General features: G+C 50.9%; 12 protein-coding genes and 1 tRNA gene. 10 read left to right on the forward strand and 3 right to left on the reverse strand.

Translation table 11 applies throughout. The features are described from left to right. Positions 1–248: 248 nt before the first annotated feature. The 4 genes from lon to JYB63_RS00990 all read left to right on the forward strand — a co-directional run bounded on the left by lon (position 249) and on the right by JYB63_RS00990 (position 5244). On the forward strand, positions 249–2675 hold the full coding sequence (gene lon, locus JYB63_RS00975) for an endopeptidase La (protein WP_205655876.1): 2427 nt from the start codon (positions 249–251) through the stop codon (positions 2673–2675). A gap of 129 nt (positions 2676–2804) precedes the next feature. After that, positions 2805–3080, forward strand: a complete 276-nt coding sequence (locus JYB63_RS00980) for an HU family DNA-binding protein (protein ID WP_205655877.1) — start codon at positions 2805–2807, stop codon at positions 3078–3080. A gap of 141 nt (positions 3081–3221) precedes the next feature. Continuing rightward, positions 3222–3298 (forward strand) — tRNA-Asp (locus tag JYB63_RS00985). 68 nt (positions 3299–3366) lie between these two features. Next, a complete protein-coding gene (locus JYB63_RS00990) occupies positions 3367–5244 on the forward strand; it encodes a SurA N-terminal domain-containing protein (protein ID WP_205655878.1) in 1878 nt (625 codons plus the stop codon). Positions 5245–5352: 108 nt separating this feature from the next. On the opposite strand, the gene JYB63_RS00995 is transcribed toward JYB63_RS00990, so the two are convergent. Further along, positions 5353–6246 (reverse strand): LysR family transcriptional regulator, encoded by an 894-nt coding sequence (locus JYB63_RS00995; protein WP_205655879.1) that lies wholly within the window; start codon positions 6244–6246, stop codon positions 5353–5355. A gap of 106 nt (positions 6247–6352) precedes the next feature. Here JYB63_RS00995 and JYB63_RS01000 point away from each other — a divergent pair, with 106 nt between their 5' ends. After that, the gene (locus JYB63_RS01000; protein WP_205655880.1) at positions 6353–7078 is read left to right on the forward strand and encodes a TSUP family transporter; all 726 of its coding nucleotides are present in this window, start codon (positions 6353–6355) and stop codon (positions 7076–7078) included. Between the two features lie 125 nt (positions 7079–7203). Here the strand turns inward: JYB63_RS01000 and acnB are convergent, their stop codons facing one another. Further along, the gene (gene acnB / locus JYB63_RS01005; protein WP_205655881.1) at positions 7204–9798 is read right to left on the reverse strand and encodes a bifunctional aconitate hydratase 2/2-methylisocitrate dehydratase; all 2595 of its coding nucleotides are present in this window, start codon (positions 9796–9798) and stop codon (positions 7204–7206) included. Positions 9799–10440: 642 nt separating this feature from the next. Here acnB and JYB63_RS01010 point away from each other — a divergent pair. Continuing rightward, positions 10441–11163, forward strand: coding sequence for a YebC/PmpR family DNA-binding transcriptional regulator (locus JYB63_RS01010; RefSeq protein WP_205655882.1), 723 nt, complete (start codon positions 10441–10443; stop codon positions 11161–11163). Positions 11164–11236: 73 nt separating this feature from the next. Here the strand turns inward: JYB63_RS01010 and JYB63_RS01015 are convergent, their stop codons facing one another. Next, a complete protein-coding gene (locus tag JYB63_RS01015) occupies positions 11237–11848 on the reverse strand; it encodes a LysE family translocator (protein WP_205655883.1) in 612 nt (203 codons plus the stop codon). A 172-nt stretch (positions 11849–12020) separates the two neighbouring features. Here JYB63_RS01015 and JYB63_RS01020 point away from each other — a divergent pair, with 172 nt between their 5' ends. The 4 genes from JYB63_RS01020 to JYB63_RS01035 all read left to right on the forward strand — a co-directional run bounded on the left by JYB63_RS01020 (position 12021) and on the right by JYB63_RS01035 (position 14681). Next, on the forward strand, positions 12021–12722 hold the full coding sequence (locus JYB63_RS01020) for an aspartate/glutamate racemase family protein (protein ID WP_205655884.1): 702 nt from the start codon (positions 12021–12023) through the stop codon (positions 12720–12722). A 75-nt stretch (positions 12723–12797) separates the two neighbouring features. Then, on the forward strand, positions 12798–13235 hold the full coding sequence (locus JYB63_RS01025; RefSeq protein WP_205655885.1) for an SRPBCC family protein: 438 nt from the start codon (positions 12798–12800) through the stop codon (positions 13233–13235). Positions 13236–13240: 5 nt separating this feature from the next. Continuing rightward, positions 13241–13432 (forward strand): CPXCG motif-containing cysteine-rich protein, encoded by a 192-nt coding sequence (locus tag JYB63_RS01030; protein ID WP_205655886.1) that lies wholly within the window; start codon positions 13241–13243, stop codon positions 13430–13432. Between the two features lie 67 nt (positions 13433–13499). Continuing rightward, on the forward strand, positions 13500–14681 hold the full coding sequence (locus JYB63_RS01035; protein WP_205655887.1) for an aminoacetone oxidase family FAD-binding enzyme: 1182 nt from the start codon (positions 13500–13502) through the stop codon (positions 14679–14681). Positions 14682–15014 lie beyond the last annotated feature (333 nt).

The following is a 15014-nucleotide window of genomic DNA, read 5'->3' on the forward strand; positions in this document are numbered from 1 at the left end:
TATCGCTGTGTCTGAGCTGATATAAACTGAATGGCCTGATTTTGTTGAATAATAATCAGGTTGAACCGTTGGGGCACACAACATATTGACCTTGAAAAAGAATTTCAGATTATTTTTATTTTCAGTGCTTGTAATCTGAATTGCGGCCCCCATCTAGATTTTAAACGTTTTGTTGCACATCTATCTAACCTGCCTTTTGGTTTCCGGCAGAGTTTCATAGGCAGTATCTGAAGAAGGAGAGGGTCCCCATGGCACCACTCGAGAATAATACTGAGATCACTACCACGCTGCCGGTTTTACCCCTGCGCGATGTTGTTGTTTATCCGCATATGGTTATCCCACTGTTTGTGGGGCGCGAAAAATCTATTAAAGCCCTTGAGTCTGCCATGGAGCAGAACAAAGAAATTCTGTTAGTGGCGCAAAAGAATGCCTCTGACGATGAGCCGGTGGGCAGTGACCTGTTTTCTGTCGGTACTGTCGCCAGCGTATTACAAATGCTGAAACTGCCGGACGGTACAGTAAAAGTACTGGTCGAAGGTGATTACCGGGCCAAAGTTGAAACCCTGAGCGAAGACGGTGAGTTCTTTACCGCTGACATTTCTGTACTGCCGGTTGCTGAACTGAATCCGGCGGAAGGTGACATTTATAAGCGTACGGCGCTGGATCAGTTTGAACGTTTTGTGCAGGTAAACAAGAAGATCCCGTCTGAAGTACTGAGCTCTCTGTCCAGCATTGATGAAGTGGGCCGTCTGGCGGATACCATTGCTGCACACATGGCGCTGAAGCTGGATGAAAAGCAGAGCATCCTGGAAATGCTGGATGACCGGGCCCGTCTGGAACACCTGATGGCGCTGATGGAAGCGGAAATTGACCTGGTTGAGGTTGAAAAGCGCATCCGTGGCCGGGTTAAGAAACAGATGGAAAAGAGCCAGCGTGAGTACTATCTGAATGAGCAAATGAAGGCCATTCAGAAAGAGCTGGGCGATCTGGACGAAAACGGCACCACCGACATCGAAGAGCTGAAAAAGCGCATCGATGAAGCGGGCATGCCAAAAGAAGCTTACGACAAGACCATCAATGAGTTTAATAAGCTGAAGATGATGTCGCCGATGTCTGCTGAAGCAACGGTTGTTCGTAGCTACGTGGACTGGATGCTGCAGATTCCGTGGGCGAAGCGCAGCAAAGTTCGCCACGATATGAAGCGGGCGGAAAAAATCCTTAACGAAGATCACTACGGCCTGGAAGAAGTTAAAGACCGTATCCTTGAGTACTTAGCCGTACAGAAACGGGTACGTAAGCTTAAAGGGCCAATTCTGTGTCTGGTCGGACCACCGGGTGTAGGTAAAACCTCACTGGGCCGTTCCATTGCCCGCGCCACTAACCGTGAATATGTCCGTATGGCACTGGGCGGCGTACGTGATGAAGCTGAAATCCGTGGTCACCGCCGTACTTACATTGGCTCGCTGCCGGGTAAGTTAATTCAGAAAATGGCGAAAGTAGGCGTGCGTAACCCACTGTTCCTGCTGGATGAAATCGACAAGATGGGTATGGATCAGCGTGGTGATCCGGCGTCTGCATTACTGGAAGTACTGGATCCGGAGCAGAACAGCACCTTCAACGATCACTATCTGGAAGTGGACTACGATCTTTCCGATGTGATGTTCGTCTGTACATCCAACTCCATGAACATTCCGGGTCCGTTGTTGGACCGTATGGAAATCATCCGTATTCCGGGTTACACCGAAGATGAAAAGCTCAACATCGCGAAGAAGTATCTGACGCCTAAACAGATGAAGACCAACGGTCTGAAAGCGAAAGAGCTGGAAATCGAAGATGAAGCGGTTCTGGATCTGGTGCGTTACTACACCCGTGAAGCCGGTGTTCGTGGTCTGGAACGTGAGATTTCCAAAGTTTGCCGTAAGGTCATTAAAGAGATCACTCTGGAAGATAAAAAAGACGCCAATATCGTTGTGAATTCAGAGAACCTGGAACAGTACAGCGGTGTGCGTAAGTTCAACTTCGGCATTGCTGAAGAAGAGGATCGTATCGGTCAGGTGACCGGCCTGGCGTGGACCTCTGTTGGTGGTGATATTCTCACCATAGAATCCGCTGTGGTACCGGGTAAAGGCCGTCAGGTGCATACAGGCTCTCTGGGTGATGTGATGAAAGAGTCCATCCAGGCAGCGCTGACAGTGGTTCGTAACCGTGCTGAGGCTCTGGGCATTGCGGCTGACTTCCACGAAGAGAGCGATATCCATATTCACGTACCGGAAGGGGCAACGCCGAAAGACGGTCCGAGTGCCGGTATCGGTATGTGTACTGCGCTGGTGTCTGTGCTGACCAATATTCCGGTTAAGTCGGACGTAGCAATGACCGGTGAGATCACTCTGCGTGGTCAGGTGCTGCCGATCGGTGGTCTGAAAGAGAAACTGCTGGCTGCTCACCGTGGTGGTATCAAGACAGTTATCATTCCGCACGAGAATACCCGTGACCTGAAAGAGATTCCGGACAACATTAAGGCTGATTTAAGGATCTGCCCGGTTAAATGGATCGACGAAGTACTTGAAGTTGCACTGAAATATCAGCCTGAACCGTTAAAAAAGGCTGAAAAACCAAGCGTAACGACAAAGAAAAAGCAAGCAAAAACTGAGCGCGGACAAATAAAAACGCATTAATGGCAAATATGGGTAAAAGTGGCTGAAAGCCGCTTGACACCTGAATCTGCCACTTGGTATAAATTGTCCGACTATATTGCTGGGCATGGATTAAGAACATATAAAAATGATTGGTAAAAGGGGAACAATGTGAATAAATCTGAACTGATTGATGCAATCGCGGCTTCTGCTGATATTCCTAAAGCGGCTGCTGGTCGCGCACTGGACGCAACTCTGGAATCTATCTCTGGCGCTTTGCAGAAGAACGATTCTGTTGCTCTGGTTGGTTTTGGCACATTCAGTGTTAAAGAGCGTGCAGCACGTACTGGTCGTAATCCACAGACTGGTCAGCCAATTGAAATTGCTGCTGCTACTCTGCCTACTTTCAAGCCTGGTAAGGCTCTGAAGGACGCTGTAAACAAGTAAGATTTCTGTTATTCCGGTTCGTTAATTCGTCTGCTTCCTGGTGTGACTGTTCAGCCTTTGCTTAGCACTGAACATTTACGGTTTGTAAACAGAGAATCAACGAACCAGCTTAACTGCTTGTAGTAAAGGCGAGTGATTAAAGGAGCGGTAGTTCAGTTGGTTAGAATACCTGCCTGTCACGCAGGGGGTCGCGGGTTCGAGTCCCGTCCGTTCCGCCAATATCAAAGGCGCATTCTATAAGGATGCGCTTTTTTTTATCTGAAATTATTAGAGGTCCGGGAGGATCATGCTTCAGAGTATCCGAGATAATTCAAAAGGCATTGTCGCTAAAATCATCGTAGGCCTGATTGCCGTGACCTTTGCTTTGTTTGGTGTTGAGTCTTTAGTTAGCCTGACCGGTGGCTCCAACGCGCCGGCAACTGTTAATGGCGAAGAGATCAGCGAGCGTGATGTGCTTCAGGGCGCAGATTTACAGCGTCGGCAGCTGCTGACCCAAATGGGTGAAAATGCCGATCCTACCTTATTAGATGACAATCTGATCCGTAAGGCTGTACTTGAAGGGCTGATTGAGCAGGAAGTGCTGCGCCAGTCTGCAGTGAGCCAGGATATGACCATTTCCGATCAGCAGCTTGATCAGCTGATTGTGAGCACACCGGATTTCCAGGTTGATGGTCAGTTTAACCGTCAGCAATATGAAGCTGTGTTACGTAACGCCGGTTTCTCACCGCTGCTGTACAAGCAACTGCTGCTTAAAGATAAGCTAATTGAGCAGGAGCGTGCAGGTTATGTACTGTCTGCATTCACGCTTGAAGATGAAGCTGAGCAGGTTGTTGCGCTGGACCGTCAGACCCGTGATTTTGCAGTCATCACCCTGTCTGCTGAAGACTACAAAGCGCAGCAGAATGTAACCGCAGAAGACATCACTGCGTATTACGAAGACAACAAGTCCGATTTCATGACTGAAGAGCAGGTTGTCATTGAATACCTGTTGCTGAATAAAGCGGATCTGCGTGGCGACGTTGAAGTCGATGAAGCTGAGCTGCAGTCACAGTTTGATCAGCGTCTGGCGGCTTTCCAGGCACAGGAAGAGCGTCGGATTTCGCACATCCTGATTGAGCTGGGCGACGATGACGCGGCAGCTGAAGCCAAGGCAAATGAGCTTTATGCTCAGCTGCAGGGCGGTGCTGATTTTGCTGAACTGGCCCGTGCTGAATCTGATGACCCGGGTTCTGCTGATGCCGGTGGTGATCTGGGTGTTTATTTCCAGGGTATGATCCCGGGTGCATTTGATGACACCGTTAACAGCCTGACTGAAGGCGAGCTGTCTGCGCCTGTACGTACTGACTTCGGTTATCACCTGGTGAAAGTGAATGAGATCACTAACTCAGAGCCGCCAAGCTTTGAGTCGCTGAAAGATCAGCTGATTGAAGAGCAGGTCGCTAACAAGGTTGAGTCTCTGTATGTAGAGAAGCTGGAGCAACTGGCTGACCTGACATTCTCTGCCGGTGATCTGCAGGATCCGTCTGAAGAACTGCAAATGGAAATCATGACCGCACCGGCATTTGGCCGTAACGGTGGTTCTGATGAGCTGACAAGCAACCAGCGTGTACTGCGTCAGGCATTTGATCAGGAGCTGATTCAGGACGGCATCAACAGCACGCCGATTGAGCTGGATTCAGGCCGTACCATGGTGCTGCGTGTTAAGGAACATATCCGTCCGCGTCAGGAAGCTGAAGAAGAAGTGGCTGCGGTTATCCGTACCCGTCTGATTGACCAGGGCGCTGCTGATGCACTGCAGTCAGATATCGATTCTGAGCTGGCTAAGCTGCGTAACGGTGCTGAGCGTACTAGTATTCAGGGTGCTGACTGGGTTGTTGCGGATCAGGTAAACCGCGCTAACCGTGAACAGCAGCCACAGGTTGTACAGCAGGTCTTCAAGATGGCTCAGCCGTCCGGTGATGTTGCGACTTACGCCAGCCTTGATCTGATCGATGGTAATAAAGCTATCATTGCGCTGACCAAGGTTAATAATGCTGATATCGCAGAGCTGACTGAAGAAGAGCGTGCTGCAATGCAGGCAATGCTGGCACAGCGTATTGGACAGTTTGATTATCAGGCACTGCTGAAAGCCCGTCAGGCAGCTGCTGAAATCGAACGTCTGTAAAAAAGTTTTTCAACTGCATGTGCTTAATGCAGACCCGCTGCTGATTATCAGCAAAGCGATATAGTCAAAAACGCCCCAATTAAGGGGCGTTTTTTTTGCCTGTAAAATTTAAGAAGACTCAGAAGTTAGCAACTCCCAGAGTTTCACGGCCTGAGGGCTGTGCAGCCGGTCTTTAAGGCGAATCAGATAGATCGGATTCAGCAACCGGGACGGGTAATTGCTGATATCCAGCTGTTGTAATTCCCCGGATTCCAGCTCTGCTTCAATCATATGTCTGGGCATACGGGCCCAGCCCATGCCTGCCATCAGCAGGGTCTTCTTCATGTGATAGTCGTTTACATACCAGGCCTGGCCGCCCGGAATAACGTGGCGGTGCGGTATCGGTGCCACCGAGCCGCTGTCGGTGATCAGAATGTGTGGGCGGTTGCGCAATACGCTCTGGCTGATCGGTTGCCCTGATGCAGGCAAATCAGCGTCGCTGATAAAGCCTCTGGTCGCCACTGTCAGGGTCTCTGTCTGGTCGATCACCGTAAATTCAAAACGTTCGTCCAGCCCTGTATGGGGGCCAATGGCGAGGTCGGAGATTTCAGTATGCAGTTGTTCGGGAACCCCGGATAAGTGTTCAGTATTGATGGTCAGACGCAGATCTGGCCGCTGCAGACAGAACTGACGGATGGTTTCCAGCTTAGGCAGCTGGCTGAAGTTAGCGCTGATACTGATGTGCAGGGTGGGTGTGCTGCGGTGCGCCAGCTGATGGCCCAGTTGTTCCAGTTCTTCGCTTTGCTTTATCAGTTGTCTGGCTTGCCGATAGAAAGCGCGGCCGGCTTCTGTCAGGCCTGGCCGGTAGCTGTCCCGGTCCAGCAGTTGTAAATCAAACTGGCTTTCAAGATTCCGGACCGCTGCGCTGACGCTGGGCTGGGTTTTAAAGATTGCGTTCGCTGCCGCGCGGAAGCTGCCGTGTTCGACCACCGCGATAAATGCTTTTAGCTGATCATGGGTCATGAAAGTAAATTCCTTTCATTTTGATAAAAAGATGAAATTATTTTACTTTCGAATTTAGGCGTAAGCTATACCCCGTTCTGAAGTTGCTGAAGGGGAGAAAGTCTTAGTGGGATTCGAGCTGATTATTCTGACGGTGGCCGGTTTTCTGACCGGATTTTCTAAATTCTCTGTAGGTGGCATGGGGTTGCTGATTTTACCGGTGCTGATGCTGGCATTTCCCGGCACGGCGGCGCTGGGAATCATTGTTCCTCTGTTTATGATGACCGACGCGCTAACGATGTGGCCTTACCGTAAAGGGGCTGACTGGCGTTTTATCAGCCGGCTGGTACCAATGATGCTGCTGGGTATTCTGGCGGGCAGTGTGTTGCTGGCAGACATTGATGTGCAGCTGTTTTCATTGCTGCTGGGCGGGCTGATTCTGCTGGCGCTGATGCTTGGGTTTGTGTTCGATCGCATGGGTGCTGGCTGGTTGCGAAAGCCGTCTGTGGTGGCGGTGATGGGATTTTCTACCGGCATTGTGGGTTTGCTGGCAAATGCGGCAGGTCCGTTGGTGAGTCTGTTTTTGCTGGAGCAGAAGCTGAGTAAGCATAGCTATGTATCCACCCGGTGCTGGATGGCAACCCTGACCAATCTGGCTAAGGTACCGGTGCTGATGTATCTGGGCATTCTCACCCAGGATTCACTGGAAGTGAGTTTGCAGGCGGTGCCAGGGCTATTGCTGGGTGGTTTGATCGGTTACTGTTTTTTAGGTGTGCTGAGTGCGGCGCAGTTTAAGTGGATTATTCGCGGGCTGGCAGCTGTAGCTGCAACAAAATTACTGTTGTTCAGTTAAGTCTGAAGGTTGTTCTGCAGGTTTTGATATTCGGAATTAATAAGATATATCAGGCAATAAAAAACCCCGCATCAGCGGGGTTTTTTTATGGCTCTTTTTTATGAGCCTGTGTCAGTGCAAAGCGTTTACGCGGTAGCGATTACGCTTGAAGCTGCATTGGTGTAAGAGTCGATCTGGTCGAAGTTCAGGTAACGGTAAACATCTTCAGCCATGCTGTCGATCTTAGTCGCGTATTCCATGTACTCTTCAACAGTCGGGATCTTACCCAGCAGAGCAGCAACTGCAGCCAGTTCCGCAGAAGACAGGTAAACGTTAGCACCTGTACCCAGACGGTTCGGGAAGTTACGTGTAGAGGTGGAAACAACAGTGGTGTTGTCGCCTACACGTGCCTGGTTACCCATACACAGGGAGCAGCCTGGCATTTCCATACGGGCGCCGGCTTTACCGAAGATGTTGTAGTAACCTTCTTCAGTCAGCTGAGCGGCATCCATCTTGGTTGGTGGAGCAATCCACATGCGGGTTGGCAGAGTAGTGCCTGCCGCATCCAGCAGTTTACCTGCTGCACGGAAGTGACCGATGTTGGTCATGCAGGAACCCAGGAATACTTCGTCGATCTGTACGCCGGCAACTTCAGACAGAGTCTTAACGTCATCCGGATCGTTCGGGCAAGCCAGGATAGGCTCTTTAACGTCAGCCAGATCGATTTCGATAACAGCTGCGTATTCAGCGTCTGCATCGCCTTCCATCAGTTCTGGGTTTGCCAGCCATGCTTCCATGTTACCGATACGACGCTCGATCGTGCGTGGGTCACCGTAACCTTCAGACAGCATCCACTTCAGCATGGTGATGTTGGAGTTTAGGTATTCACGGATAGGCGCTTCATTCAGCTTGATAGAACAAGCCGCTGCAGAACGTTCTGCGGCAGAGTCAGACAGTTCGAATGCCTGCTCAACTTTCAGATCCGGCAGACCTTCGATTTCCAGAATACGGCCAGAGAAGATGTTCTTCTTACCGGCTTTAGCAACGGTCAGCAGGCCTTGCTTGATCGCGTAGTAAGGAATCGCGTTAACCAGGTCACGCAGAGTAACGCCAGGCTGCAGGGTATCGCCCTTGAAGCGAACCAGTACAGATTCAGGCATATCCAGTGGCATAACACCAGTCGCTGCAGCGAATGCAACCAGACCGGAACCGGCAGGGAAAGAAATACCGATTGGGAAACGGGTGTGAGAGTCACCGCCGGTACCGACTGTGTCAGGCAGCAGCATACGGTTCAGCCAGGAGTGGATTACACCGTCACCAGGGCGCAGGGAAACGCCGCCGCGGTTCATGATGAAGTCTGGCAGAGTGTGGTGAGTCTGAACGTCAACCGGCTTAGGATAAGCAGCAGTGTGACAGAAAGACTGCATGGTCAGGTCGGCAGAGAAGCCCAGGCAAGCCAGGTCTTTCAGCTCGTCACGGGTCATCGGGCCGGTAGTGTCCTGAGAGCCTACGGTAGTCATCTTAGGCTCGCAGTAAGTACCAGGGCGAACACCTTTAACGCCGCACGCTTTACCAACCATCTTCTGTGCCAGGGAGTAGCCCTTGCCAGTGTCAGCAGGTTGCTCTGGCTTACGGAACAGGTCAGATGCACCCAGACCCAGTGCTTCACGGGCACGTTCAGTCAGGCCACGACCGATGATCAGTGGGATACGGCCGCCGGCACGGACTTCGTCCAGCAGTACAGGTGTCTTCAGACCGAATTCACACAGGGTTTCACCGGTTTCAGCGTTCTTGGCAACACCTTCGTACGGGTAAACGTCTACTACGTCGCCCATGTTCATCTTGGAAACATCCATTTCGATTGGCAGGGCGCCAGCATCTTCCATGGTGTTGAAGAAGATTGGTGCAATCTTGCCGCCGAAGCAGTAACCGCCGGCACGCTTGTTCGGTACGTTCGGGATGTCATCACCGAAGAACCACAGTACAGAGTTAGTTGCAGACTTACGGGAAGAACCTGTACCTACAACGTCACCTACGTATGCAACAGGGTGGCCTTTAGCTTTAACTTCTTCGATTTGCTTCAGAGGACCAACGCTGCCGTTGTTAACCGGCTCGATGCCTTCACGTTCCATTTTCAGCATGGCATTCGCGTGCAGCGGGATATCAGGGCGGGTGAACGCATCCGGTGCAGGAGACAGGTCATCAGTGTTGGTTTCGCCCGGTACCTTGAATACGGTAACGGTGATTTTTTCAGCCAGTTCAGGCTTGCTGGTGAACCACTCGCCGGCAGCCCATGATTCCAGGATCTGCTTCGCGTAAGCGTTGCCTGCATCAGCCTTGTCTTTTACGTCATAGAACGCATCAAACATCAGCAGGGTGTGGGATAGCGCTTTAACGGCAGTCGGTGCCAGTGCGTCATTGTCCAGAGATGCGATCAGTGGTTCGATGTTGTAACCGCCCAGCATGGTGCCCAGCAGTTCAACCGCTTTAACCTGATCAACCAGTGGTGAAGTCGCTTCACCTTTAGCAACTGCAGCCAGGAAACCGGCTTTTACATAAGCTGCCTGGTCAACACCGGCAGGTACACGGTTTTCCAGCAGATCAAGGATAAATGCTTCTTCGCCAGCTGGCGGATTCTTCAGCAACTCAACCAGTGCCGCTGTCTGATCAGCGTCCAGTGGTTTTGCCGGCACGCCTTCCTGGGCGCGTTCTTCTACATGTTTACGGTAAGCTTCAAGCACGATATAGCCCTCATCTGTTGTCTCTTTCCGGCTCCATAGAACAGCCGGTGGTCGAATGGCCCGTATTTCGGACGATTCTTGAATTTGGCGCGTGAATTCTAGCTCAAACCGGTGAAAAAGTTAAGTTTTGTCAACAATGTTTATGTTAATACTTTCAGCTTAGACTGATTCTGCCCTGACAGGCGAACCGTCAGGGCTTTGGCACGGATAATATAGGGTTAGTGATATTTAACTATTTGTAATATAAGAACTTTAACTAAGCGTGTTTGCTGTTTAAAGGATCTTTTTTTATCTAGAAAGGGATCACTTTAAAGAAATAGCTTGTCAGTGTGCGACATCGGTCAGAATGCAAAAGTGTAGACAGTCAGGGCAAAAATGGTTTTTCTACAGGGGTTTTAGGGCTGGATTGTCGACAATGTGAGTGATCAAAAGGTTTTTTAAAATTTTTATGAATTTTTTAGAACAGGCAGGTGACGATCCGGTGTTTTGTCAGCAAACCAGCTCTCTAATGCGATAAACTGTCATCTGAATCAGTTTAATACCTAAGAATCAGGCATATTTGCCTGTCGGGGTAGTGATAATTGCCGTCAGGCATTAGAATCCCTGTCATTGCTTTGAGTATCGGATGAAAGAGTATTTCTAATGGGAAGAAGTTTTGAAAATCGTAAAGCATCTATGGCGAAAACCCAGGGTGCTAAATCTAAGTTATATGCCAAGTACGGGAAAGAGCTTTATGTTTGCGCAAAAAGTGGTGGCGTAGACCCGGACGGCAACTTGTCTCTGCGACGTTTGATCGAAAAAGCAAAAAAAGATCAGGTTCCGGCCCACGTAATTGAAAAAGCGATGGACAAAGCCAGCGGTGGCGGCGGTGAAGACTACGCTCACGCCCGCTATGAAGGCTTTGGCCCGGGTGGCTGCATGGTGATTGTTGACTGTCTGACGGATAACAACAACCGTACCTTCGGTGATGTGCGTACTGCATTTAACAAAGGTAAGGCGAAGCTGGGTGGTCAGGGCGCGGTTGCGCACATGTTTGATCACCGTGCAGTGCTGGTATTTCCACACGGCGACGAAGATGAAATTCTTGAACTGCTGATGATGGCAGACGTAGACGTGGCGGACATCGAAAGCGAAGACGGTAAGATCACTGTTTACGCACCGCACACTGAATTCTTTAAAGCGAAAACCGCGCTGCATGAAGCACTGCCGGACGTTGAGTTCGAAGTGGAGGAAATCACCTTTGTTCCTCAGACCATCAGCGAACTGAGCGGTGAAGATGTAGAACAGTTCGAGAAGTTTATGGATCTGCTGAACGACTGCGATGACGTTCAGGAAATCTACCATAACGCTGAAATTGCTGAGTGATATAAGCAATCACGTTCGTTAAAGTAAAAAAGCCCTGCAATGCAGGGCTTTTTTGTGTCTGTCAGTTTTGTTGCTAGAGGGTAACCACCCGGATTGCCAGTGCCAGCAATACCAGCCCGGTGATCCGGTTAATCCACTGGCTGTTGCGCTGTAAGCGGGTTAATACCGTGCTTCTGGAAAGCACCAGACACACCAGTGTGTACCACAGGCCATCAACCAGGGTGGCGGTAGCAATCAGAATCAGTTTATCGGCCTGGCTGGCATCGGCAGAAACGAACTGGGAAAACAGCGCAATGAAGAAAATCGCCAGCTTTGGATTCAGTAATGAAATCAGCAGACCTTCCTGACCGGCCTGTAACAGAGACATCTGGCGGCTCGCGGCGACATTCAATGCGCCGGCAGCACCTGCTCTGATCGCCTGTACACCAATCCATGCCAGATAGGCAGCACCCGCCCAGGTAATCAGGGTAAACAGCTGGCCGGACTGGCTGATCAAAAGAGATAAGCCCGTGACGGTGGCAAACGCCCATAATCCAACGCCAGCTGCATGGGTCCAGCTGGTAAGTAAACCGTGCTGCCGGCTGTTATTGACGGTTTGTTTCAGCACGACGGCCAGGCTGGGGCCGGGTGACATTGCACCCAGACAACAGACCAGAAAAAGTGAAAGCCAGGCGGTGAAAGTCATGTACTGATCCTTAGACGGTAAAGGTTCCTTAGGGAGCTGCATTTAAGCCTTATGGCACGTGGAATGCAACTGCCGGATGCGGCGTTATTGTATGTCAGGCAATAAATAAATTGTGTCATTCAATGCGCCGTGCCAGACTTTTTTTTGCACTGAATCAAAGCAGGGAGGTGTTATGAAAACAATCGGTATGCTGGGTGGCATGAGCTGGGAGTCCAGTGCGGACTATTACGCAGCCCTTAACCGGGGTGTTAAGCAGAAGCTGGGCGGCCTGCATTCTGCCAAGGTCTGTATGCTGAGCGTGGACTTTGCTGAGATCGAGCAGTTACAGCACGCCGGGGACTGGCAGCAACTGGCAGATATACTGGCCCGGCAGGCGGCAGCAACCGAACGGGGCGGTGCCGACTTTCTGCTGATTGCCACTAACACAATGCATAAGGTGGCTGATGAAGTGGAAGCCGCCATCAGTATTCCTTTATTACATATTGCTGATGTGACCGCTGAAAAACTCCTGGCGGACGGTGTTAAAACCATCGGTTTATTGGGCACCCGTTTCACCATGGCAGAAGACTTTTACAAAGGCCGGCTAACCGACAAGTTTGGCCTGCAGGTGCTGGTACCCGATGCTGATCAGCAGGATGATGTTCACCGCATTATTTACGAAGAGCTGTGTCAGGGTGAGGTGCATGATTCTTCGCGGCAGGTGTATCTGAAAATTATCGATGATCTGTTTGCCCGTGGCGCCGAAGGGGTGATTCTTGGCTGTACTGAAATCGCCATGCTGGTGAAGCCGGAGCATACATCTGTATCGCTATATGACACCACCGCACTGCATGCCGAAGGTGCCGTTAAGCTCGCACTGGCAGAGGATTTTTAGCAGGCCGCCCAGAGGCTGACTAAACTGTAATTCAGACAGCATCTGAAAAACAGTTACAGTCAGCAGGAGGCGGTTATGATCATCAACCATCAGGTGGGAATTGCCGGCAGTGCCACGGACATCTATGAAGCACTCACCACCAATGAAGGGTTAATGGACTGGTGGACCAGTGATGTCACCGGTGCCGGCGAAGTGGGCTCAGTTATACAGTTCAGGTTTAACGGTGGCGGGCCGGATTTTCAGGTCACCGAACTGATACCGGATCAAAAGGTGGTCTGGCGGCATCATGGCAATATGCCGGAAGCCTGGGTCGGCACAGAAGTCAGCTTCGATCTGATCCCTCGGGATAATCAGGTGATGGTGCGTTTCAGGCACGCCAACTGGGAAGAAGCGACCGACTTTATGGCCCATTGCACCACCAAGTGGGCAGTGTTTCTCCTCAGCCTTAAAGCTCTTATCGAGACCGGCACCGGACAGCCGTTTCCCGATGACATTCACATCGACCACAGCTGATCATTATGCAGTGCCTTGAAGAACGGCGGGTGGAGTGTCCTTATTGTGGTGCAGGTTTTACCTGCCTGCTGGATTGCAGCGCCGGCAGCCAGCAATACATTGAAGACTGTCAAGTGTGCTGTCAGCCCATTGTCTTTGATCTGTTTATTACGGACGGAGAAGCGGAGATACAGCTGCGCCGTGAAGATGAAGCCTGAAACACTGTTTCAGGTTCCCGTATCTGTGTACACTACGCGCCTTTCAGATTGACAGAGACAACACACAGTGGAAAGCCGCGACGTAGTAATTATTGGTGCCGGAGCCTCAGGATTAATGACGGCTGCAACTGCCGGATACCGGGGCAGGGACGTGCTGGTTTTGGAGCACACCAAAAAGGTTGGCCGTAAGATCCTTATGTCCGGCGGTGGTCGCTGTAACTTCACCAATATCTATAACGGCCCGGATAACTTTCTCTCTACCAATAAGCACTTTTCCAAGTCTGCCCTGAGCCGTTATAAAGCCGCTGATTTTATCGAATTGGTGGAACGTCACGGGGTGGAATTCCACGAGAAAACCCTGGGTCAGCTGTTCTGTAATGAATCCAGTAAAGAAATCCTGCAACTGCTGCTCACTGAATGTGACTGGGCCGGGACGGAAATCCGCACTGAAACCAGCGTAAACAAGGTTGAAGCTCTCGCTGACGGCGGCTACCGGCTGGAAACTACCTCCGGTGAGTTGCAATGTCAGTCGCTGGTGATTGCCACCGGCGGGCTGTCGATTCCTAACGGCGGTGCAACCTCCTTTGCCTATGATCTGGCCCGCCAGTTCGGTATGGAAGTCACTGAACTGCAGGCGGCACTGGTGCCGTTTACCCTGCAGCCGAAAGATCTGGAACACTTTAAACCGCTGTCCGGCGTATCCCATCCGGTAACCGCCCGCATCGGTAAAGTCAGCTTTCGCGAGAACATGCTGTTCACCCACCGGGGCATCAGCGGTCCGGCGATTCTGCAGATCTCTTCATACTGGCAGCCGGGCACGGAAGTAACCATCGACCTGTTCCCGGAACTGGACCTCACCGACTGGCTGATTCAGGCAAAAGCCCAGCACGGCAAAGCGGATATAGTAAACCAGCTTGCGCAACTGATGAGTAAGCGGATGTCGCAGACCTTCTGTGAACTCTGGAATATCAGCGGCCCGATGAATCAGTTCGATAATAAAAAGCTGGCGGCCATTGCTGATCAGTTTCATAACTGGACTGTTAAGCCCAGCGGCACAGAAGGCTACCGCACCGCCGAAGTCACCCTTGGCGGTATCGTCACGGATGAAGTGTCTTCAAAAACCTTTGAAGCCAAAAAAGCCCCGGGTATGTACTTCGTGGGTGAGTGCCTGGACGTAACCGGCCACCTGGGCGGCCACAACTTCCAGTGGGCCTGGGCCTGCGGCTTTGCAGCAGGGCAGTTTGTGTGATGTTTGAGCGTATTTAACGTTCGCGCAAAAGATAGTTGAGAGTCAGATAAACGGGAGGTTGTCTGACTTTTTAGTGTTAGCTGAGTTATTTATCAGCTGCTCTCTTAACAGGGAGATTGCCCGTATCTCAAGTTGCTGCTTAGTGCCAAAAGCGGACATGCCGGTTCAGGCTCTCACCAGTAATAAGCATCCCGAATCAGCCTGCATCCTGATAACTCTCATTTATAAGTTTGCTGTCTATCAATGACAGCCACATTTCAGTCTTGCCTTTTCCATTAACTGGTTACATATTAAGCACTTAGGGATTTTATTGTACTGGCCTATGTTCACAGG

It is taken from the genome of Aliamphritea spongicola (assembly GCF_017051665.1).
Taxonomy (GTDB): Bacteria; Pseudomonadota; Gammaproteobacteria; order Pseudomonadales; family Balneatricaceae; genus Amphritea; species Amphritea spongicola.